Origin of the sequence: Rhodococcus sp. KB6 (genome assembly GCF_001445685.1) — a bacterium.
Classification (GTDB): Bacteria; Actinomycetota; Actinomycetes; order Mycobacteriales; family Mycobacteriaceae; genus Rhodococcus_F; species Rhodococcus_F qingshengii.
The window spans coordinates 375,393-399,579 of record NZ_LNAK01000163.1 but is presented as its reverse complement, the minus strand read 5'-3'; the positions used below and the strand labels follow the sequence as shown (position 1 = coordinate 399,579).

Here is a 24,187-nt window from a genome sequence, read left to right as displayed (position 1 = left end):
AACACCGATTTCAGAGCTGATGGAAAAAAGGGAACCCAACATACGATCCTCCGGAGATAGTTTCTGAATGGCTTACTGCCACAAGGGAAATGCTACAGATTCTACTTGCGGAACTGAAGCAAGGGGACCACGGGAGTGACAATTCCGGACCAAAGTCCCGGCCCGTTAGATCTACTGCACCCCAGTATGATTGCGATCCTTCGAATCCGAATCGACACCTTCGAGATAGCCGACGAGAACTTGGGCGACCTCTGCCAACACCTCAGTGCTCGACATTTCCGAGTGGGAGCAGTCGACCAGGTACGCCCGCAACGGCCCCACCAGTTCGGACCACCTTTCGACCAGGTGACGATGTTCAGGCAGATCATGCTGCGCCACAAACAGTTCCACTGACCCGAAATAGTGCCTCGGCGTGTGGTCCCGAACGATTCGCGACAGTTTTTCCACCCGACCCACTACGGATTCGAGTACCGTATCGGAAAGGAAATCCATACCGGTCTGCCTTCGGATCTCTGCCGCAACGTCTGTGAAAGTCAGTGCTGCAGTGTCAGTTTCAACCTCGGATAGCCCGATCTGCGCGAACAGTTCGGAAGGTTTCGGAGCCGCTTGTACCGATGGCATCATCTCCGGTAACAGCGCGTCGAGCATGACAACCGAACCGACCAGATCGCCGGCCTCTTCGAGCTGGCTCGCCATTTCGAGCGCGATCGTTCCGCCGGCAGACCAACCGAGTAGATGGTATTCACCCGACGGCTGCACCGTCCGTACGGCATCGACGTACCCCGACGCCAACTCCGCCACCGTGCCTGGCAATTCACCTGCTCCCGTTGCCTGGATGCCGTACACCCGTCGACCCCGCAGCTGACCGACGAGTCCGGCGTAGCACCAGGCGATTCCGCTGACCGGATGCACACAGAACAACGGCGGCCGTTGGTCATCGGGGTCGCCTCCGAGCATGACGACCGTGTCCAGCGGATCCGAACGAAGCGAATCACCCTCGAAGACATCGGCATGAACGAGATCCATCCGAGAGGCAAGCTCCGCCACAGTTCGGTCGGTGAAAATCCATTGAACCGGGAATTCCCTGTTCAGGCTCTCACGCAAGCGCGTAGCCACTCGAACTGCACCCATCGATGTCCCGCCGAGCTCGAAGAAGTCGTCGTAGCGGCCGACCGATATCGCGCCGGTCACGCCCTCGAATGCCTGTGCCACGTGACGTTCGGTATCCGAGATGGGTCGATCCACACTCGACCCTGGCTGCGGTGAAGGAGCAGGAAGTGCCGCTGCGTCTATCTTCCCCGAAGCGAGCAACGGTACCTCGCCCACTATCGTCACCGACGAAGGCAGCAGGTGCTTCGGCAGCAGGCCGGAGACGAACCCGCGAAGCTCCGATTCCGTCGCCGAACCGTTTTCCGCCAACGTCACATACGAACGGAGCTCAGCGGATCCGTGCCCGTCGTCACAGACAACGGTTACCGAGAAGGCCACTGCTCCATGGCTTGACAGAGCCGCGTCGACCTCCGCCGGTTCCACGCGGACACCCCGCACCTTCACCTGCGCGTCGTTGCGACCCAGGTACTCGAGCGCTCGGTCGTGACGCCTACGACGCACGAGGTCACCCGTGCGATACATCCGAGTCCCCACCGCGTGAGGATTGGCAACAAAGCGCTCGGAAGTCAGAGCCGGGGAAGCGACGTACCCCCGTGCCACATTCTCACCGGCGAGGAACAGTTCTCCCGCAACGCCATCCGGAACCGGTCGGAGCCTCTGATCGAGAACAAATGCTGTCGTACCAGGGACTGGAGTGCCGACAGTGACGTCCGCGTCAGTGATCCGTGCGGAAATCGATGCCGCGATCGTTGATTCGGTCGGTCCGTATCCGTTGACGATGCGATGTCGGGGTGACCACGCCGACGCAAGGCGCGCAGAGAGCGGCTCCCCCATCGATTCGACGATCAACGGTTGCACTGCATCCGGATCGACTGTCGCCAGGACCGTCGGCGTCACGATCAGATGTGTTACGTCGGCGGCTATCAGCAGATTCGTGAGTTCTTCTCCCCCGTAGACGAAGTCGGGAGTCAGAATCAGCGTTCCACACCCTGCAGCCGCGAGAAGGATCTCGATCACCGACGCGTCGAAGGTCGACGACGCCAATTGCAGGACTCGGGGGCCACGCTCGAGCTCGGCGATCTCGGCGTGGGCGGTGCAGACGTTCATGATTCCGCGATGTGAAACCTCCACGCCCTTGGGTCTTCCCGTGGAACCCGACGTGTAGATGACGTAGGCGAGGTTGTCGGGGTGAGCCGGCGTTACCGATACCTCGGCAGCGCCACCAGCAGTGCGGGATTCGTCCATCGCCACCCACTCGACGCACTCGGGCAAACTCTCGGATGCACCTCCCGCTGTCAAACCGACAACCGAACCGCATTCCTCGACCATCGTCTGCCGGCGCGCTGTCGGCAGCGCCGGATCGAGCGACAGCCACGCTGCGCCTGCACGCGCTACTGCCCACAACGCAACGATCCACAGATGCCCGCGCCCGAGCGCAACGGCCACCACGTCGTCGGGTCCGATTCCTCGGACCACCAACTCGCGTGTCCAGTGCGACGACTCCTCGTGCAGGTCGCGGTAAGTCCAGCGTCTGCCGTTCTCTTCCAGCGCTACGCCGTCGGGCGCCTGACGCAGAGCGCGTTCGAAAATGTCGGCAATCGTCAGAGGTTCGACGTGGCGAGGATTCGCAGCAGTCAGCGCCGAGCGTTCGAGTCCGGACAGCAGTTCGATCTCCCCGATCACAATCTCGGGTTCCGCGGTCACTGATTCGGCGATACGTCTCACCCGCTGCATGAACAGTTCCGCGGTCGACTCGCGGAACTTGTCCGTCGCATACAGCAATCGAATAGTCAGACTGTCACCGGTGTCGACCAGGTCCCACGTCAAGTCGTAACCGGTCGACGCCCCTGAATTCTCGATGTCGAAGACGGTAATGCCGTCGATCTGCGGCAACTCCAGCGCTCGCCGGTACGCCAGCATGACCGTGAACAGCGGATGCTCGTTCATCCTGCGCGGCGGATCGACCTTCGCAACGACGTCGTCGAACGAGACGTCCGCGTTCGCCATTGCTTCCAGATCGACACGGCGAACCTCGTCCAGAACAGCAGCGAAGCGATCGGTGGAGTTGATCCTCGTGCGCAATGCGACAGTACCCACCATCATTCCGGCGACGCTCAGCAGCGCCGGATCGTTCCGCAGACTCACAGCTGCTCCCACCACGACGTCGTCCGTGACGCACTCGCGAGCGAGCAGCACGGCAATCACGCTGTGGACGACCATGAATACCGTGACGCCATGCGAACGAGCCAACGCCGACAACGCGTCGTAGGTGGCGCCGTCGAGGACTTCCGTCACCATCTCCTCGGATCGTGAAGACACGGGACTCCGGGGGTTGTCGACGGGTAGAGCCAACACATCCTCGACGCCACAAAGTGCGTCCGACCAATAGTCGAGTTGCCGGTGAGCCATGCTGAGAGAATCCTCGGGGTCACCCAAGCTCTCTCTCGCCCAGAAACTGTAGTCGCCGTAGCTGATCTCCCCCGACGAGCGATCCCAGGGAAGACCTGCCGACCTGGCCTCGAATGCTGCCACGAAATCGGTCAGGATCGGGCCCATCGACGCTCCGTCGATCGCGATGTGGTGAACAACGATGACCAGGACCGTCAGTCCTGAAGAGTCGACTCCTGCCTTTTCGGCGAACACACGCACACGGAACGGAACATCTCGTTCGAGATCGAACGGCACAGTCGCGAATGCCGAAGCGCTCGCACGGATATCGCCGACGTGTACCGCAGTGAGATCGAATGCAACAGAGTCCATTTCAAGTTGTTGCGGACCGAATTCACCCGGAACACAGACAGTTCGCAATACGGCATGGTGATCGACGACGTCGCCGAGCGCGCTGCTCAAGACCGAACGATCGACGTCGTCTGCAAGGACCGCTGCAAACGTCAGGTTGTACGCAGTCGATTCCGGCTGAAGCTGATTGATCAGCCAGAGTCGTTGTTGCGAGGGCGCCAGCGGGGCCGGCTTGCCGGGATCACGTCGAGTCAGTTCGCGGCGTTTGCCATCGGACGCGCTCGCCGACAGCCACTGAGACATCGCTCGCGGCGACGGATTGTCGAAGACGGCGCGAACAGGCACATCTCGCGCGAAGATCGAGGCGAGTCGACCTGCCACCGCTGCCGCGGCCAACGAATCACCACCTGATTCGAACAGGTTGTGCAGAGCGCCGAAACTTCCGGACACGTGTTCCGACATGACAGCGGTGACGAGTTCCTCCGAAACCGTCACTGCTGCATCGGGCGCCTGGCTCTCGAACACATGGCGCCGCAACGCATCTGCGTCCAGTTTTCCGTTCGTCGTGAGCGGGATCGACTCCAATACGACCACGCGGCCGGGCATCAGATACGCAGGCAACATCGCGGCCAACTCGATTGTCAGCTGATCCGCCTCCACACCATCGCCGACCGCGCACGCAACGGCGATGTCGTCGACGAGGACAACCGCCGCAGCCTCGACGCCCGTGCACCGACGCAGAGCTGATTCGATTTCGGCGGGCTCGACGCGGATTCCTCGCACGCTCATCTGACGGTCGGAGCGTCCGACGAATCCGAGCCTGTCATCCGTGCGGCGATGAACCAGATCACCGGTCCGATAACGGCGGTGCCCACCGGGTGCTGCGATGAACGACGTGGCGGTGCCGGCAGGATCTCCGGCATAGCCCATCGCAAGCCCGGGCCCGCTGACGTACAACTCACCGATCCCGGCCCACGGCACCGGACGCAGTCGCGTATCGAGCACCTCTGCACCGATTCCGGCGAGCGGGACTCCGATGGTGACCCGATGATCCACCTCGGCGACAGTGGTGACCACCGTGCATTCCGTCGGTCCGTACGCATTGAGCATTCGCGCGCGGCGACTCCACGCACGCGCGGTGGAAGGTGAGAGCACATCGCCACCGACTGCCACCACCTCGAGCGAATCGAACCGCTCTGGAGCCATCGTGTCGAGTACGGCTGGAGTGGACAACATGTGAGTGACGCCGCGTTCTGCGACGAATTCTTCGAGTGCCCTTCCGCCGAAAGCCTCCCGAGGAGCGACCGCCAAGGTAGCCCCGGCGCCGATCGCCAACATCATCTCGAGGATTGCTGCATCGAACGTCGGTTTGTAACCGTGCAGCACAACCGAGTCCGAGGTCACGCCGTACTTGCGGACAGCATCGTCGGTCAGCAGGCCCAGTCCTCGGTGGGTGACTGCAACGCCTTTCGGTTCACCGGTCGACCCGGACGTGTGAACAACGTACGCGACTGAATCCGGATACTGCCGACCGGGAACAGGGCTGCGATCGGAGAGGACTGTGCGCAGCTGCTTCAGACGTGCCGGTGGCAGGTCGGGGTCGATCGGCACGAATGCCGCTCCCGTTTTCGAGATCGCCAACATTCGGACCAGGTACGCGATAGTCCGCACCGCCGGAATCTCGTACACAGCACCCGGTCCTGCTCCCCGAGCCACCAGTTCCCAGGCTTGGGCATCCGAGGCAGAGTCGAGTTCGGCATACGTCACCGTGCGGTGTCCGTCGTCGAGAGCAATGTTGTTCGGGAATCGCGCCGCGGTGGCGGCGAAGATCTCGGTCAGTGTGCGGGACGAATCGACCTCGGCAGCAGTCCAACTGGGCGCCGCGCCCACCACGAGATCCGAAACGAGTACTGGTACATCCTCGGCAATCGAGGTGAGCACTCTCGACAGCTGTCGGGTAACCGCGTCGGCGCTCGAAGGATCGAATGCGCTCGCGGCATAGATGAGCGCTCCGGTCAATGAACCGTCGTCAGCGGGTGCGAGCGAGACATGCATGGGGAACTTCGTTGTCGCGGTCTCGATTTCGCGAGCCTCGATCGTGAGGCCGGAAACCTCCACGGCAGGGATCGCGAAGTTCTGCAGACCCAGCGCAATCTGGGGAGTTCGTCCACCGAGCAGCTCACCAACCAACTCGGCAGGAACAGAGCTGTTTTCGAACGCTGCCACATCAGCATCGAAAGCTGCACCCAACAGAAGATCGATCGGCACGTCCCCGTCGATCCGAAGGCGAAGAGGCACCGTATCCACGAACATGCCGACCACGCCGTCGAGCTGAGGCGCCCGCCGTCCGTCGACAGCTGTCGCGATCACGACATCGGGATTTCCACTCAGCTTGGCAAGCACCACCGACAACGCCGCATGAACCACCGCGAACAGCGAGACCTTCAATCGGTCGGCTCGCGCCTGCAGTGCCGAGGTGATGACGGCTGGTATCACGAAGTTCACTCGCTGCGCTAAGGTATCCGGCCCGCCATCGGAGTGATCCACCGTCAGCGGAGACACAGATGTCACACCGTCCAGCGTTCGGCGCCAGAACTGCTCGACGACAGGGGAAACGTCACGTGCTGCCTCCCACGCGGCAAAATCCCCGTACTGGATCGGCAACGGAGACCATTGCGAATCCAGTCCAGCTCGTCGCTTGCCGTACGCGGTCAGCAGGTCGCCGACCACCGTTCGCATCGACACCCCGTCGACTGCGATGTGATGAAAGCTCACTGCCAGAACGTGCCTGACCGGTGACACCTGGAGCAGCATCCAGCGCACCGGCAGGTCTGCCGCTACATCGAAACCACGCGAGCCGAACTCTCGCAGCAGCACCTCGACCTCGATGTCGGCGACCAGCCGCGTTTCCATTGTCACGGAGGTCGGAGGATCCACGACCTGAACCGGTGGAGTGCCCGGATACCGGGTTCTGAGGACATCATGACGACCGACAAGATCCGTTGCTGCCTGACGCAGCGCGGCCGCGTCGAGTTCACCGTCGATCTCGATGCAGATCGGCAGGTTGTACGCGCCGCTCGCCGTGTTTCGCTGATTCAGTACCCACATCGCACGCTGGTTTCGTGACAGGGGTGCGGGCGTGGGGTCGCGGCGCGGTTCCAGTCGGACAAGATCGGTCACCGAGTCGTTCTGCTCGAGCGAATCGAGCCGGGCTGCCAATGCCGCAACTGTTGGATGCTCGAATACGGTCCTGAGCGGAACAACCAGCCCCAGAGTACTACTCAAGAGCGAGGTAACCTCCGCGGCCGACAGCGAGTTGCCCCCGAGCGAGAAGAAGTCTGCGTCGCGGTCGTCCTCATTCCCACCGAGGACGGAACCAAAAGCTCCGGCTACAACACGTTCGGTGGCGGTGGCCGGCCCCTCTGCACGGGAAGCATCCAGTGTCGGCGACGGGAGACGGGCGAAGTCGACCTTGCCGTTCCGCATCGGAAGCTCGCCCTCGATGTCGACGATGGCATGCGGAACCATGTACGTCGGAAGGACTTCTGCGGCGGCAGCGCGAAGTTGACCAGTGTCAACTCTTTCGGCACCTGAACTTCTCACGTAGGCGACCAACAGAGGACTTCCACCTTCGGCCGACCGAACCCCGACGACACAGAAGTCGACGTTCACGACAGACTGAATGACTGCCTCGATCTCACCCGGTTCGATCCGGACACCGTTGACCTTCACCTGCACGTCGGTCCGCCCGAGATAATGCAGGCGATACGTATTTCCCTCGGATTTGGGGCTTTCCGGCTTCCACCTCACCAGATCGCCCGTCCGGTACATCCGGGCGCCTGAACCGGTTGCCACGAATCGTTCCGCAGTTCGGGCCGGTTGGCCGGCGTAACCGCGAGCGAGCATTCGACCTGAGAGATACAGTTCGCCGACGACTCCCGGCGGCACCGGTTCGAGTCGATCATCGAGTACGACGGCGTCGACCCCGGCCAGTGGATACCCGATCGATCCGTCGTGAGTGTCAGCCGACAGTTGTTCGATCGACAGTTGTTCGATCGACAGTGGTTCGGTAGCAAGCGAATACATCGTCGACTCGGCAGGTCCGTATCCGTTGATGACTCGGCGTCCGGCTTGCCAGCGCTTCGCCAACGCGCCGCCGAGTCGCTCGCCCCCGAACATCACCGTGGAAAGGTCCGGCAGCGAAGGATCGCCGATCGAGGCGACGACAGTAGGTGTGGCGCACAGATGAGTAATTCGCTCGCGCCTCAGTGCTGATGCGAGTCCCGAGCCGAACAGTTCTTCGTTCTTCGCCAGAACGAGCGTGGCCCCGGACGCACTCGCGATGAGCACCTCGAGCAACGTCATGTCGAATCCTGGCGCTCCGCGATGGAATACGCGAGAACCTGGCCCAGCCGAGAATCGACCGGGCAGGTCTTCGGCGATCACACCGAGCCCGCCGTTGGTCACGACCACAGCCTTGGGGGTTCCGGTCGTTCCTGACGTGAAAACTACGTAGGCCGCCAGGTTCTCGGAATATTCGCGCACCGAGTCGGTGACTTTCTCACCACCAGCGTCTTCAGCACCAGCGTCTTCACCACCAGCGTTGCGGCCGCCGATCGCTCCGGTGCCCAGTGTTTCGAGGACATCGCGTACTCGCGCCTGCGGCTGTTCCGGGTCCGTCAATGCCGGAGCTGCACCGACCTTCGCGATTGCCCACAGTTGCACGATCGACGCAATCGACCGATCTGCAGTCCAAGCAGCGACCTGGTCGACTCCAACTCCCCGGGAGCGCAACTCGTCGGCTGCGACATCCGACTGGGCATCGAGTTCCCGGTAAGTCAGTGTGTTGCCCTCACCCTCGACCGCCACAGCGTCCGGGGCGGATTCGACGCCGAAGCGCAGCATGGAGGCAAGTGTCGTACCGGAAAGTCGAGATCGATCAGGCCGGTCGACCGCGCCGTGTGCGGGGACGAGAAGAGCTCGTTCCGCACTGTCCAACAGGTCGATTTGCCCTACGGCGACATTCGGGTCGACAGACACTTGATTCAGGAAGCGCTCGAACCGGCCCGCAAAGCTCGATACCGTCAGATCATCGAATAGATCAGCGTTGTAGACGAATTCGAGACCGAGTTCGCCCCCGACCCCCTCGTCCGTGACGTTGACCTGCAGATCGAAATTTGCGTGCCTGACTTCAGGAGCAATCTGTGTGATGTCCAGCCCTGGTATCGACCACGCGGCGGTCTCAGCAGTTCGGAACGAGAGCGCCACCTGGAACAACGGATGTCGCGAACGCGATCGCGGTGGGTCGATCAGATCGACCAGCGATTCGAAGGGCATCTCTGCGTGCGCGAACGCCGCTACGTCACGCTGACGAACCTGCTCGACCAACCGGCCGAACGAGTTCGACGGATCGACTTCGGTTCGAAGAACAATCGTGCCGGCAAACATGCCGACCAGCTCGTCGAGTTCAGGTGTGACGCGTCCGGACACAACAGTGCCGACAGCTACGTCATCGATACCGTTGTACCTCGCCAACAGCGCCGCGAGAGCGGCGTGTACAACCATGAACATGGTCGCGTTGTTCGATCGTGCGAGTGTCTGAAGGCCCGTTCGTACCGAACCTGAGATCTCCACCCGACAGCTCGACGCACGGGCGAACGTCGAACGTGGACGATCGAGGGGAAGCGTCACCTGCTCGGGAAGTCCTTCGAGAGCCTGCATCCAGTAGCTGCGTACCGTCTCGGGAATCCCCGATTCCCTTTGCCATGCACTGTAATCGGAGTATTCGAGCGCGAGCGGCGACCACTGCGGAGCGTGCTGCGCCGAGCGGGCGATGTACGCCGCAGTGAAGTCGCGGACCAACAATTCGAGTGATCGAGCGTCGGCGGCAATGTGATGGACGACGACAGCCAGGATGTGCTCGACAGGTGAAACCTGGAGAAGTGCCGCACGTACGGGCGGATCAACGGTGACATCGAAGCCCGAACCCACCAGTTCTGCTACACAATTCTCGGCGTCGCCGCCGTCGAGTGCCTCGAGCTGAAAGGCCGGAAGCGCATCCTCGGCGTCGAGCACCGTCTGAACCGGGCCGCCGCCGACAACCGGGTACACGGTCCGCAGAGTGCGATGGCGATTGATCACGTCACGAATTGCCAGTTCGGCCGCAACCACGTCCAGCTCGCCTGCCAAGCGCAGCACGATCGGGATGTTGTATCCGGCGGAGTCTGTATCCAACTGATTCAGAATCCACATTCGATGCTGGGAAGCTGACAGGTGCACTTCCGTGTTGTCCGAACGAGGCCCCAAGGACACGTCAGACGCGTGCTCCGCGCCGGTTCGCCCTACACCTATCCGCGCAGCAGCGATGTCTGCGAGCTGATCGACGGATGGGTGCTCGAACACATCGCGGACGTCGAGGTTACAGCCCAGGGCGGAGTTCAGACGCGACGAAAGACGAGTGGCGATCAAGGAATTGGCGCCTTGATCGAAGAGGTTCCGGACCGGATCGACATGCGGAACTTCCATCAAATCGCTCAGAATGGCTGCGACTGTCTGCTCGAAGAAGTCTCGCGACTGCCGAGTCGGCTGCGTGAGAGACACCGGGGTCGGCAACGATGCTCGGTCGATTTTGCCGTTGATCGTGACCGGTAATGACGCGAGCGCCATCAAAGCCGACGGAACCATGTGCGCGGGCAGCAACGAACGAGCAGTCCGCAAGACGCCGTCGAGGTCGTGTCCGCTCCCCGGGGTGATGTAACCGACCAAAGTCGGCCCGCTGTCGAGTTCTCTCACCACTACCGCGGCCTGCTCCACCGACGTGTGAGCCAACAGCGCGGATTCGACCTCGCCCGGTTCGATGCGGTAACCGCGCAGTGCCATCTGACCGTCGGCGCGGCGAACATATTCGAGTCGGCCGGCTCGCCAACGGACCAGATCGCCGCTGCGGTACATCCGTGATCCATCGAATCCGGGTTCAGGCACGAATCGCGAAGACGTCATCGCGGGTCGACCCAAGTAGCCTTCGGCCACCTGCGGACCCGCAACATACAGTTCGCCGACAGATCCCGGAGGGACGGGCTTCAACGACGCGTCCAGTACGTAGCTGCGCAACCCTGGTAGTGGGGACCCGATCGGCGAGACAGTCTCGTCACCGGGGACAAGATCGAAACTGGTGACATGGACTGTGGTTTCGGTGATTCCGAACATGTTGACGCCCCGCACGTCCGGGTGCCGATCGAACCAAGCCTCCACGCGCCCGGCGTCGAGGCGATCACCGCCGAAAACAATCGTCCGGAGCGGAAGCAGCATTTCCTGCGTGACTTCCGCCAACGCATAGAAGGCGGCCGGGGTCTGATTGAGAACGGTCACTCGTTCCCGCACAATCAGATCCGCGAATCTTTCGGGTGAGCGCGCGACATCACCGTCCACGATCACGAGGGATCCGCCAGTGGTCAACGAACCCCACATCTCCCAGACCGAGAAGTCGAATGCGTACGAATGAAACATCGTCCATACATCTTCGGCGTTGAAGTCGAAGATCTCTCGGGTCGAGGCGAGCAGCGCCAACACGTTGTCCTGAGACACCACTACGCCTTTGGGTGCTCCAGTTGATCCGGAAGTGTAGATCACGTAGGCGGCGGACTCCGACTGTGCAACGGGCCAGTCGGCCGTAGCGTCAGTCGTCTCGTCCACGAAGATGACAAGTTGCTCGTACCCAACGAACCGCCCAGCAGATTCGTCCGTCGACAGAATCGCTTTCGGGCCTGCATCGGCAAGTACGTAGTGGATACGAGCGTCGGGATACTGCAAGTCGATCGGTACGTACGTCGCGCCCGCGCGAACGACAGCGATGATGGCTACGACGAGGTCGACCGATCGAGGCAGGGCGACCGCCACGCGATCACCGACTCGAATTCCTCGATCGATCAAGACAGCGGCAAGGCCCTCCGAACGAACTCGCACCTCTTCATAGGTGAAACGAGTATCGCCACTCGACACCGCGATTGCATTCGGATGCCGGGCTGCGACGGCCCCGAAGAGGTCAGGCAGCGACTGCGCGACAATCGACGGCGCCGGCACCCGAGCCGACAATTCTTCGCGTTCCGCAACACTGAGAACATCGATGTCACGCAGCATGATTGACGAGTTCTCGGTAATCGAGCCACACACTCGACGAAGCCGCTCGACCCAGCTCTGCACGGTGCCTGCATCGAACAAATCGTCGGCATATCGGAATGTACCGCGAATACCGCTCGCGTCGCCGTCAATCGTACGATCCTCGCGCACCGTCACTTCGAGGTCGAAGCGAGGGTGCACGGGGGGTAGCGGAGTGCCGTGCGCCGTCAGAGTTCCCATCGCGATCTCGGAGTCGGGCGCTACCGGATCGACAGCGAGAACAACTCGGAGGAAAGAATTCTTCTCGCCTACGGCCCCACCGACCGCACGGTCGACCACCCAGTCGAACGGGACGTCCGCATTGGACAGGGCCGCCACATCAACCTCGCGCACCCGAGTCAAGAACTCACCGAACGTGTCTCCGCCGCGAAGGAGCGTTCGCAGCGCGACGGTCCCGACGAACATACCGACGACACCGTCGAACGAAGGATGCGTTCGTCCGGAGGTCGGGGTCCCGATGACCACATCGGACGCACCGGTGATCTTGCTCAGTGCGATCGCAAGGCAGGCGTGCAACACCATGAAGGTTGTGCAGTCGTGCGCGCGAGCGATCTCGTTCAGCGCCGCATGGATAGGTGAGGGGAACTCGAACGTCACGTCCCGCGCCGACGACGGTTGGTCCGGCCGGCGGGATCTGTCCACGGGAAGCGCCAGAGTCGGATCAACACCGGCGAGTGTGTCGGACCAGAATTCCAGCTGGCGTCCTGCCAAGCTCTGTGGATCCGCGGGATCACCGAGAATGGTTCTGTGCCAAGCGGAATAGTCGCGGTAGTCGAGAGCGGGCGAAGGCCAGATCGGCGACCGTCCGTCGGCGCGAGCGTCGTACGCCGCGATGAGGTCCGAGACGATCGTCGCGAACGAAAGGCCGTCCAGGGCGATGTGATGGGCAACCACGGTCATGCGGTGGTCGGCGTCGCTGCCCGAGGCGAGGATCAAGCGAAGAGGCGCATCGGTCGCCAGGTCGAAACCCGCCGCAACCAAATCCGCTGACGCAGCCTCGTAATCCTCGGACGCAACCTCGATCAGAGTCACCGGAGTCGCGGTCGCAACCTGGATCGGCCACGCATCGTGATTCTGGTCGAACGAGAAAACAGTACGCAAGACGAGATGGCGATCGGTCAGGTCACCTACCGCCGCCCTCATCGCCTCGATATCCAGAGCACCACTGAACGCGACCTCGAACGCAATGTTGTACGCCGACGACTGGGGATCCAGACGGTTGAGTAACCACAGGCGTTGTTGCGCCGGTGCGATTTCCACGACGAGGTCGTCCGAAATGCGTTGGGGTTCCACCATCCACTCCGCCCGCCCCGCACGGATCACCCGGGCCAGGCGCGCCGGCGTCGGGGCACCGAACACGTCCCTGACACCAACCCGTCTTCCGAGAGCGGAACTCACTCGCGCGGCACAATACACGGCGTCGAGTGAACTACCGCCCCAGGCGAACAAGTCGGAGTGCGGTCCGAGAACTCCGACGCCGAGGACCTCGGCCATCACCGAGGCAATCAATTCCTCGTCGTACTCGATCGGACGGTTGACCGCCGCGCGCTGCTCGGCCGGCGCGGACGACGCCGGTTCGGGGAGCGCTGAACGGTCAGTCTTTCCATGGCTCGTGACGGGCAATGCTGCCAAAATAGTCACCGAACTCGGCAGCATGGAACGAGGAAGTCGGGAAGCCAGATGATCGAGCACCATCGTCTGGCTCAACGGATGAGCTGCACCTTCGGCCACGGTCACATACGCCGCAAGCAACCCGGATCGCTCGACCACCGCTGCTTGCGCAACGCCGGGAGTCGACAGGAGCACAGCCTCGATCTCGCCCAGTTCGACGCGTACTCCACGGATCTTGACTTGTTGATCAGAGCGACCCAAGAACTCGAGTTGACCGGCATCGTTCCATCGCACGACATCCCCGGTGCGGTACATGCGCTCGCCGGCACCAGTGGCACCAAAGGGCGCCGCTACGAAACGCTCCGCGGTGAGCGTCGGAGAAAGGTACCCTCGCGCCAGTCCGTGTCCCATCACGTACAGCTCCCCCGCGGCGCCGACCGGAGTCGGACGCAACCACGAATCCAACACCACAGCGGCAACGCCGTCGATCGGACGCCCGATCGGAGTATCACCGCCAGGCTCGAGTGGCTCGCTCATGAATGCCGCGACGGTCGCTTCACTGGGGCCGTACGAATTCACGATGTCGACGTGACTCGACCACGCATCCACTAGCGCTCCCGGCGGTCGCTCGCCGCCGACGTTCAGGACTCGAAGTTCCGGCAAAGCCCGAGGATCCATCGTCAACGGAACCGATGGCGTCGAGTTCAGGTGCGTGACACCTTCGAGCCGCAAATAGTCTTCGAGGTCCACTCCGCCGATCAATCCGGGAGGAACGATCACTGCGGTCGCGCCGCAGCCGTGTGCAAGCAGAATCTCGAGGATCGCCACGTCGAACGATGTGTTTGCAAGGAGCGCGACGCGGGAGGAACTATCGATGTTCAGACGCCGTGCGTGAGAACGCAGCAACGGCACAATGCCTCGGTGCGTGACCGCGACACCCTTCGGTCGCCCGGTAGAACCAGAGGTGTAGACCACGTAGGCGGTGTCGTCCAGAGACAGGTCGGCGATAGATGAACCCGCCCCCACGCGTCGATCCACCGGCCCTTCGACGGTCTCGTCGCCACTGGGATCAACGACGCACACCCAAGCCGGCACGTCCACGAGTTCGCCACCGACCACAACGGACACGTCGGCGTCGTCGAGAATGAAAGCGACACGCTCGGAGGGTGTTTGAGGATCCACGAAAAGAAGGACAGCACCAGCCCGCACTACCGCGTGGAATGCAACTACGGAATCGGTCGAGCGCTCGGTGAGGATCCCGACGACGTCGCCTCGTCCGACTCCGTTCTCCACGAGCAAGGCGCAGAGTGCATCCGCGCGAGCGCCGAGCTGGTCATAAGTGACGTCCACACCTTGCTCGCGGATCGCGACAGCACTCCCCTGCCCTGCGCCGCCTCTGATGACCGAATCGAGCGTCGCGAATCCGTCCGTCCGCGGACCCAGCGCGGGGACCAGATCCTTCACTTCATCCGTCGAGAGGATGCGGAGGTCACCGAGCGCACGGGTAGCAGAGTCGAGGAACCCCTCGAGTAGCCGAACGAACTGACGATGATGCATCGCCAGGTCACGTTCACTGTAGAGGTGCGGATTGGCTTCGAAGGAAAGGCGAACGTTCTCCCCCGCGATCGACGGATAGATGCTGAAGAACAGGTCTTCGGTGGGGCCGGATGTGAGGACGTGAAACTCGCCGACGACGTCGCCGAGCCGAATGGCTTCGTGAAACATCATGACGTTCACGGCCGGGCCCGCCGCCTCACGGGATCCGCCCTGACCTTCCTGGAAGCCCATGTCCTCGTAGCGGAATCGCTGGTGGCGTAGCGCACCGGTCATTTGAACCGAGATCTGACGCACCAGTTCTCGTGGCGACAGATCCCGTTCGAGTTGCGCACGAACAGGCACGATGTTGGACAGCATCCCACCTGAACGTCTCGACGTCGCCGTGGTGCGGCCGGACACCGGCAAGCTGAGGACTACGTCATCGGAATCAGTCATGCGACCGAGATAAGACGCGAATGCACCGACGAGGACCGCCACCTCGGACGTAGTCCACTCGGTCGCGACATCCGAAAGCTGTTTTGCAAGAGTTGGATTCAGTGTCCGAACCATCATGCGCTGCGGCATGGACGTCAGGCCGGCGCCGTCGGCGAGGCGAACCGGGCGGGGCAGGCCTTCGGACATCTCCGTCCAGTACTGCTCGTCCGATCGATACCGCGACGAGGATCGGTAATCGACGTCGAGGTCATGCAGTGCACGTACCCCGAGACCACCGAAAGGAGTCAGCGTCTTGCCATGAACCAGATGCGAATAGCGCTCGGCCACCCGAGCGGTGAGTGTCATCGCCGCATGTCCGTCGAGCACGAGGTGATGGGCGTGCGAGTACCAGTAGTAGTGCTCATCTGCCAGGTGAAGCAAGGTTGCCGAGATCAGGCGGTCAGACATCACGTCAAGTGGCCGTGAGTATTCCGCTGTCATCCACTCGTTCGCGCGCTGAACCGGGTCGCGGTCGCTGCGTAAGTCGAGGTATGCGAGATCGTCGACGATCGAATGATCGACGACCTGTGCCGGCTCGGCATCGGTAGCGACGAGGCGAACGAACGGCGACTCCAATTCATGACATGCCGTATTCGTTGCCTCGATCAGCGCGTCGACGTCAACCGGTCCGCGTAGTTCCACGTACTGAGCCACCACGAACGGAGTTGACGGACTCAATTGCTGCGCGAACCACAGCGCGAGCTGAGCCCGAGACAACGGAAAAGCACTCAACCCGTCACCTCACATTTCACCAGCCTTGTTTTTCACGAACGTTCGGTGGCTGATCACGTGAATCCATGGGAGCGAACACCACGAACGGCCGAACCGAACCCTACTGTCTCGTCTAAGTTTTCACCACTGGGCCAACACTGCTAGACATGTCGACGCAGCTTTCACGCACTCAAACGTCAGGAGCTTCAGCGGATGAACAACGACACGGTGGGACCAAAGTCCGACGACGATTCCGGGGCTGAACCGAGCGGCTCCAACACCATCCCACCGAGGGGCCCGGAGCGCGAAACCAAGGGGGCGGCCGCTTTTCTCCGAAGCCGTAGAACGGCAGTCGCGATCACCGCAACGACGCTGGTAGTGGGCGGTTTCGTGGCATGGCTCGGGTACACGGCATACGAGGCGAAAGACAACCTGGAGGCGGCTCGCGACCACGCACAGTCGGCGAAGAGCGCTCTCCTGGCCGGAGATACGGGAGTCGCAGAGTCTGCCGCGGCGGAAGCCGATCGCGAAGCATCGGCCGCATATGACAACACCCATTCACTCCCCTGGAACATCACCGCCGCAATTCCCGTCATCGGGTCGCCGTTCGAGTCGACGCGCCAGATGACCGAGGTCGTTCAGGGGCTTACGCGTGACGTTCTCGGCCCTGCCGTGACTACCGGAACTTCACTCGCACCAACGGAATTGGTGCAGCCCGGTGGGCGCTTGGCACTCGCACCGTTACGCGAAGCGGAACCGAAACTGGCCGAAACAGCTATCGCCGCGGAATTGCTGTCGTCGCAGGCACAGGAAGTTCCCGAATCGAAGTACCTGGGCCGAGTTAACGATGCCAGAGCAGAATTACAGTCGCAGACAAGCGAACTGGCTACCCTCCTGACGAACACCGCCACCGCGGCGCGCATCGCACCGGCGATGCTCGGCACCGACGGACCGCGCAACTACTTCATCGGTTTCCAGACCAATGCGGAAGCGCGAGGAACCGGCGGCCTGTTGGGTGGATACGGCATCGTCCGAGTCGACAACGGCGCCGCTCGGGTGGACACACTCTCCCCCAACTCCGAACTAACACTGGACAATCAACCGATAGACCTTGGTCCTGACTTCAACCAGCTGTACGGAAACAGTCGACCGACCACCGATTTTCGCAACAGCAACCTCAGCTCGCACTTTCCCTACGCAGCGCAGATCTGGCAGTCCCTGTGGTCACAGGAGTCCGGGGGTGAGCTGGTCGACGGCGCGATAGCGACCGATCCGATAGCACTGAGTTACCTCCTCGCGGCGGTGGGACCAGTAGAGATGCCGGACGGAGAGTCGGTCACCGCCGACAACGTCGTTGAGTTGACCGAGTCGACCGCGTACGCACGCTTTCCCTCCGACAACAAGGCACGAAAGCAGTATCTGCAGACAATCGCGGCCCGTGTCGTGGCGAAGATGACCGGGAACATCAAGTCGCCGAGCGCATTACTGGAGGCTCTGGGCAGAGGTGTCAGCGAGGGCAGAATCGCAGTGTGGAGCTCTCACCCCGACGAACAATCGGTTCTTGACGACACCGTCCTCGGGCACACCATTCCCGATGATGCGGCTCCGTATGCCGGTGTGGTGATCAACAACCAAGCCGGCAACAAGCTCGACTACTACCTCACACGAGAAATCGACTACACAGCCCAGACGTGCACCGGCGACACCCGAAAGACAACGGTCACCGTTCGACTGACCAACAACGCGCCCGACGCCGACCTGACCGAATATGTCAGCGGGATCGTCGACAACCCCGGACGACTGCCCAATGGCACCAATGTGGCTGCAGTCACTCTGCTTGCGACAGCCGGCGCCAAACTCGATGCCGTCTCCGTGGGTGGACAGATTTCGTTTGCCGTCAACGGAACTGAACAGGGTCACCCGGCCTACATGACCAGGGCCGTCATTCCGCGAGGCCAGACGGTTGAGCTGAAGTTCGATCTGACCGAGCCCACAGCCGAGGGCGAAGCTCGCGTACCGGTCCAGCCGCTTGTCGACGACCCGAAGATTACCGTCGACGTTCCTAGCTGCTGAGCTTGTCCGGCAAACGTCGACGAGGCCCCTGGCATGTCGCCGTTTGTCGGACTCGTGAACTTTCAGCAGATTTGAAACTTTGGCAAAGGCTAGCCTATGCTTCCTGACGCGCCTGGAACCGGCCGTCGGCTGCGATCCGTCGGAGTCTCACTCCTCGGCGCATCGACAACGGAAGGTACCCCATGCGATACGCCCGTGTGCGCTCACTTCGCCGAACTGTGGCGCTGAGTGGATTGGTCATTGCCGCCCTGGTAATCGGCGGATGCAGTAACAACGACACCGCAACCGAATCGAGCAGCAGCGACTTCGAAACCGTCACCATCGAAAGTGCGCTCGGAAACGCCGTCATCACCGAAAAGCCCGAGCGAATCGTGACTCTCGGCATGGGGTCGGCGGAGACCGTAATAGCGCTCGGCACGATCCCCGTCGGCGTCGAAAAGTACGCATGGGGCAGCGACGACACCGGGTATCTGCCGTGGGTCCACGAAGCGGTCACGAAGCAAGGTGGCGAACTGCCAGAGCAGTTTACCGGCGGAACCGATCTCAACATCGAGGCGATCATCGCTCTCGAACCCGACCTGATCCTCGCCCCCTGGTCCGGCATCACACAGCAGCAGTTCGACTCACTCAACGCGTTCGCGCCGACCGTCGCCTACGCCGAGAGCCCCTGGACCATCACGTGGGAAGACCAGATCAACGTCATCGGCAAAGCCATGGGTGAATCCGAGAAGGCAACGTCCGAAATCGACAAGATCAAGTCGCAGTTCGCGGAATCGACTGCAGCACATCCGAACTACGCCGACGTCAGCTTCTCCTTCATCTACAACACGGGCCCAGGAACCCTCGGCGTCTTTTTCGCCGAAGAGCAGCGTGTGGCCATGGTCCGCGCACTTGGCCTGCAGGTGGATCCCGTCGTCTACACCTTGACGGAATCTGAAGGAACAGACTCCGCCGTCATCGGCCTCGAGAACGCAAACCTCCTCGACAAGTCCGACCTGCTCTTCACCTTCTACTCGGACCCGGCCAACCGGGCCGAGATCGAAGCGCAGCCCGCTTACCAGGCAATCCCCGCTGTGGCTCGGGGAACTGTCATCGCTCCGACCGAACAGCCCTTCGTCACCGGTTCCTCGATGATCAACCCTCTGACCGTGCCCTGGTCGCTCGAGCGCTACGTGCCGATGATCGACGAGGCAATCGCGAAGCTGAACAAGTGATGTAGATCAGCATCGTGCGATCGAGAAACCCGCGTCCTATTCGGACGCGGGTTTCTTGCCGTCGCGTTCAGCTTTGAATCGCATCCACTCACTGCTCAGCATGCGATTGTCGATGATCCACCCCATGTAATCGCGCATGTTGAGCACACGAATGTACGCGGGACCGTTGGGATTTGCGTACTGCAGGGCCTCGGTCGCAAGCTTGCGTTGATTCTCGAGATACACGTGCTCTGTTTCGAGGAATCCGCCCCACACGTCGGAATCCATGACGTAGTAGTGAGTCCGATCCCGAGGCCTGCGCGTGAGCTTGACGAACCCCCGGTCGATCAACCGACGAATATAGGTGGACACCGATCCGCGACTTGCTCCGAGTGCCTGCGCCAACTCTTCGGCGCTGACCCCTGGCGACTCGCTGATCAACAGATAGCCCGCAATACGTCCTTCGATGCGGGCCCCACCGCCGGACTGCCAGTACACGGAGAACTGGTCGATGAACCAGGTGGAGAAATCGTCACCGCGAGCAGGGCTGGCATCGCCCATTCGTTGAGCCTCCGACGTCTCTGGGTACGAACAATTCGCCACTATTGTGCCAGCACCACCGTCACCGAGCCGAAATCACCAGCCCTGGAGTGGTTGCGATGAACTCGAGCTGTTCGATTGTCAAAGGCGACGCCGATGTGGAGCCAGCCGATGTCACGAACTGGGTCACCACTACTGTTTCGCCGGAGGGGTGAACAACCCGGACCGTGTCATCGCCCGAGCCATCGGGATCGACCAGGCGAGTCACGGTGGTGGAGCCTGGCAACGTCAGTGTCTCACCCGGTTCCGGCACAGCGGTACCAACTGATATTTCGACATCGCTGCTGCCGTCCGCTGTCGAGGCGACGATCCGCTCGCACACTCCTCCCTGTCCGTAATCATCTGGAACCAACGAACCGAGCGGGCGCTCCAAAGTGACGCCTGCCGCGCCGAGATCCTTCCAACGTGCATCGAGCAACTGATTCAGTCGGTCGATATCCATGCGCGACGCAGGTGGACCGGCATTCACAGAATCGGTGTAGCAGGATGCCATCGGCGGCGGCGTCGAGTCTGGAACCGGCGCAGTCACCGCAAGCCCCGGCGCGGTCGCTAACGCGATCAGTTCGTCCATCGTCAAGAGCGGGGAAGCATCCGACGAAGTTCCGGTCGACGTGTCGACGCTGGCAACAACCCGGGATCCATCACCGAGATACGCGACGACTCCGCGCTCGCCCCCGACTTCCGAACCGTCTGTGTCTTCGAAATCGGCTCTGTCCTCGAAATCGGCGATGTCGAGCACTGTTCCGTTTTCGAGATGCTCCCGCCGATCCACCAGACCCTCCAAGCACGGCGGCACCGGCTGATCCCATGCACGCACCTGAACCGAGATATCCGCAGTCCGCCCGACGCGAGTCAAGGTTCCCTTCGCCGACGTAGAACCGCTGAACTCGATCGGGTCGACCCCGTCAGGAAACGAGGCACCCCGGTAATTCTGGATCGGCGCAAACTCGAGCGATTTCGATGGACTCGCAAATGCAACGTCGACATCGGAAGGCAGCGATTCGAGTAGTGCGTCGCTCATGGCGGTGGCCTTCGGTCCCGAGAACCATGGATAGTCCGGGTCGTCATAGCCGGGCTCACCGGCAAAACCGTAGTTGATACGCACCGGCGGACCCGGCGATGCCACCGAATCGCAGCCGGGAATCGACGCGCCCGTGTCCTCGTTCGTCACCGCCGCGACAACAGTTCCCAAGGCGACGATCGAGACGATCACCAGCCCGTCACGCCAGGTCCATTGCTCGCGGCGACGGTTCGACTCGTGTGCGGTGCGCCCAGACATTTCTCGATCATTGCCTACCACAACAACTACGTCGCTATCCGACATACCCGCTGAGGTCGTAGATCGTGGAATTTCCCACCGTTGTCGACGTGAAATTCGCTTCGACCCATTCCTGGATGACATTCGACGTGCTGTCCCCGCTTTGGCGCTCTCGCTGGCTTCCGCCCTGGCCACCGGCAATGTAGTAGTGAATTTTTCCGTCTGCCACGTACTGGATGAATTGATCCAATGTCGGTGCGGGATCGGAACTCCAACCGCCGATCGCCATCACCGCGGTATTGCTGGCCAACTCGTAGGTTGCTGCGCTTTGCGAGCCGTTGGTCGCGGCCGACCACGTGGTGCCCGAATTGACCAGCATTGCCGTCAACTCGGAAGTACTTTCACTGCCGCTACTCAGTTCTTGCCCGTTCGACGCCGGATTTACAGTCGCGTCAGAAGAATTCGGCGTAGCGTCACCGTTTTGCAGCTCTGGGCCCCCACCCATACCTCCTCCCCCGCCGATTCCGGAGTCGGACACGGCGCCGGTCGGTCCGGCCGTCGGGATGGACCCACCGTGCGCTGTTGCGGCAGTGGCAATCGCGTAAGACGCAGAACCGGTTATCCCTGCCAACGATCCAAGAATCAATCCAGCGACAGCGAGCTTGCGAAATCGATCCTTAGCTCCCACGAGAACCAGGATCGCGCCGACGACAGTGCCCGCCAACAGAATCCACTTCAGCATCGGCAGCCAGTCGGCATTGCGGTGCAACAACACCCAGCTCCAGATTCCTGCGGCCAGCATCGTCGCAGCCAACCCGCAACGTCCGATCCAACGGGCACGGACCAACCACAGAGCGTATCCACCGGTCCCGATCATCCCCGCGACGGCGGGCGCCAGCGCAACTGTGTAGTAGGGGTGGATCGTGCCGGACATGTAGCTGAAGATCAGGCCGGTAACGAGAAACCAGCCACCCCAAAGGATCAACGACGCACGGACAAGATCTGTGCGCGGTGCGCGCCCACAGGCGAGCAGGCCGAACACCAGCGCAATCAAAGCCGCAGGAATAAGCCAGGAAATCTGGATACCCATCTCGCTGCCGAACAGCCGTTCGAGTCCGGCACTTCCCCCGAAGCTCGAACCTGCACTGCCACCGGCCATTCCGCCACCGCCACCGGTGCTCCCGAAAAGTCGACCCAATCCGTTGTATCCCACTACCAAGTCCATGACGCTGTTGTTGGTCGATCCGCCGATGTACGGGCGAGAATCCGCGGGCCACAGCCACACTGCCAACACCCACCACCCAGCCGATATGACAACGGACGCAGCACCGATCACCAGGTGGACCAGGCGAGCCCGCAAGCGCACCTGTCCGGCGATCAAATACGCGGCACCAAATGCAGGCAACACCATCAGCCCTTGCAGCATCTTGGTGAGAAAGGCAGACCCCAGCGCTACTCCTGCGAGCGCCACCCACATAGCGGCTCGACGACCTATCGCCGTGCACATGGCGCGAATAACGAAGTAGCCGGCGAGAGTCATGAGCAGAACCAACAGTGCATCAGGATTGTCGAACTTGAACATCAGGGCGGCAGCGGGCGTAGCTGCCAAAACAGCTCCCGCCACCAAACCCGCAGCGGGCGACGCCACTCGTTTGACGGCCGCATACACGAGCGCAACCGATCCGACGCCCATCAACGCCTGCGGAACTAGAAGACTGGCACTCGAGAATCCGAAGATTCGTCCGGACACACCCATGACCCACAATGAAGCGGGCGGTTTGTCGACAGTGATGAAATTCGAGGTATCGAGGGAACCGAAGAACCACGCTTTCCAATTCTGGGAGCCGGCCTGCGCCGCCGCAGCGTAGAAGGTGTTGGCGTAGCCACTCGCAGTCAGATTCCACAAATACAGGACTGCCGTTGCTGCCAACAGGATCGTCAGCGCCAATCCTGTACTGCGCGTGCGGAACCACGACGGCGAGAACTCCGCTCGATGGGCAGTTGGTGCCGGGCGCTGAGGCGGGGCCGGATGCAGAACGGCGGTCATCAGGAAGTCCCTTCACGAGTTACTGTCCTGCCAACGATCGCGTCTCCAACCCTGGCGGCACTGGGAGCCGGCTGGAAAGTTGCTGTGAATGGCTCAGGTCAGGGAGCGCTCGAATAGCACGACGCTGAACCAACCGTTGTCGGCATCGTCTCCGAAGTCACGACGCCCTACCTCGGCGAAACCCGCGTCTCGGTAATAGCGGCGCAACCGCACGTTGGTTTCTACACAATCGAGCCGCAGGTACTGCGCGTTCTCCTGCGCGGACCGTCGATGGGCCCAGACGAGTAAGCGTTCGCCCAACGAGGTGCCCGAGAATTCTCGATCGATGACCAATCCGTGCACGTAACCAGCACGCTCGTTCGAATCGGGCCAGACCACAGGGTCCGACCAGATCAACCGCAGGGCGCCGACAATCCTCGACTGCGCCCGATCTCGCGCAACAAAGAACTCCCCTCTCGAAATCTGCTGCTCGACCTGCTCGACAGACACTTCACGCGGGCGCCACTGGATGATTCCGCGTTCTGCCAACCAGTCTTCTGCCGCATGCCGCAGCGCCAGAATCTCCGGCCCATCGGTCTCGACCGCTTGCACAACGTCCACAACCATATGACCTCCCCCATATCTGCAGCCGTTCACAAC

Annotated in this window: 7 protein-coding genes; 2 read left to right on the top strand and 5 right to left on the bottom strand. The window is 61.8% G+C overall.

Annotation, left to right across the window (positions count from 1 at the left end; all coding sequences use genetic code 11):
* Positions 1 to 171: 171 nt before the first annotated feature.
* Positions 172 to 16,398, bottom strand: a complete 16,227-nt coding sequence (locus ASU23_RS32775; protein ID WP_058039486.1) for a non-ribosomal peptide synthetase — start codon at positions 16,396 to 16,398, stop codon at positions 172 to 174.
* Positions 16,399 to 16,590: 192 nt separating this feature from the next.
* Between ASU23_RS32775 and ASU23_RS32770 the strand changes: the two genes are divergently transcribed.
* Positions 16,591 to 18,450 carry a DUF4012 domain-containing protein gene (locus ASU23_RS32770; RefSeq protein ID WP_058039485.1) on the top strand — a complete coding sequence of 620 codons (1,860 nt, stop codon included), beginning with the start codon at positions 16,591 to 16,593 and terminating at the stop codon, positions 18,448 to 18,450.
* Positions 18,451 to 18,632: 182 nt separating this feature from the next.
* Positions 18,633 to 19,664, top strand: coding sequence for an iron-siderophore ABC transporter substrate-binding protein (locus tag ASU23_RS32765; protein WP_020969805.1), 1,032 nt, complete (start codon positions 18,633 to 18,635; stop codon positions 19,662 to 19,664).
* A 36-nt stretch (positions 19,665 to 19,700) separates the two neighbouring features.
* Here the strand turns inward: ASU23_RS32765 and ASU23_RS32760 are convergent, their stop codons facing one another.
* From ASU23_RS32760 to ASU23_RS32745, 4 genes are all read right to left on the bottom strand, one after another.
* Positions 19,701 to 20,204: a GbsR/MarR family transcriptional regulator gene (locus ASU23_RS32760; protein WP_058039484.1), complete on the bottom strand. Its 504-nt coding sequence runs from the start codon at positions 20,202 to 20,204 to the stop codon at positions 19,701 to 19,703.
* 61 nt (positions 20,205 to 20,265) lie between these two features.
* Entirely contained in the window at positions 20,266 to 21,522 is a 1,257-nt protein-coding gene (locus ASU23_RS32755) for a hypothetical protein (protein ID WP_042925087.1), read from the bottom strand.
* Between the two features lie 34 nt (positions 21,523 to 21,556).
* Positions 21,557 to 23,548, bottom strand: coding sequence for a glycosyltransferase family 39 protein (locus ASU23_RS32750; protein WP_082661515.1), 1,992 nt, complete (start codon positions 23,546 to 23,548; stop codon positions 21,557 to 21,559).
* A gap of 93 nt (positions 23,549 to 23,641) precedes the next feature.
* A complete protein-coding gene (locus tag ASU23_RS32745) occupies positions 23,642 to 24,154 on the bottom strand; it encodes a GNAT family N-acetyltransferase (RefSeq protein ID WP_058039483.1) in 513 nt (170 codons plus the stop codon).
* Positions 24,155 to 24,187: the final 33 nt, after the last annotated feature.

Bases quoted from the DNA above. Each gene is read 5' to 3' on its own strand.
- ASU23_RS32770 (WP_058039485.1), top strand. From the start codon at position 16,591: ATGAACAACGACACGGTGGGACCAAAGTCCGACGACGATTCCGGGGCT.
- ASU23_RS32765 (WP_020969805.1), top strand. From the start codon at position 18,633: ATGCGATACGCCCGTGTGCGCTCACTTCGCCGAACTGTGGCGCTGAGT.
- ASU23_RS32760 (WP_058039484.1), bottom strand. From the start codon at position 20,204: ATGGGCGATGCCAGCCCTGCTCGCGGTGACGATTTCTCCACCTGGTTC.
- ASU23_RS32755 (WP_042925087.1), bottom strand. From the start codon at position 21,522: ATGTCTGGGCGCACCGCACACGAGTCGAACCGTCGCCGCGAGCAATGG.
- ASU23_RS32750 (WP_082661515.1), bottom strand. From the start codon at position 23,548: ATGACCGCCGTTCTGCATCCGGCCCCGCCTCAGCGCCCGGCACCAACT.
- ASU23_RS32745 (WP_058039483.1), bottom strand. From the start codon at position 24,154: ATGGTTGTGGACGTTGTGCAAGCGGTCGAGACCGATGGGCCGGAGATT.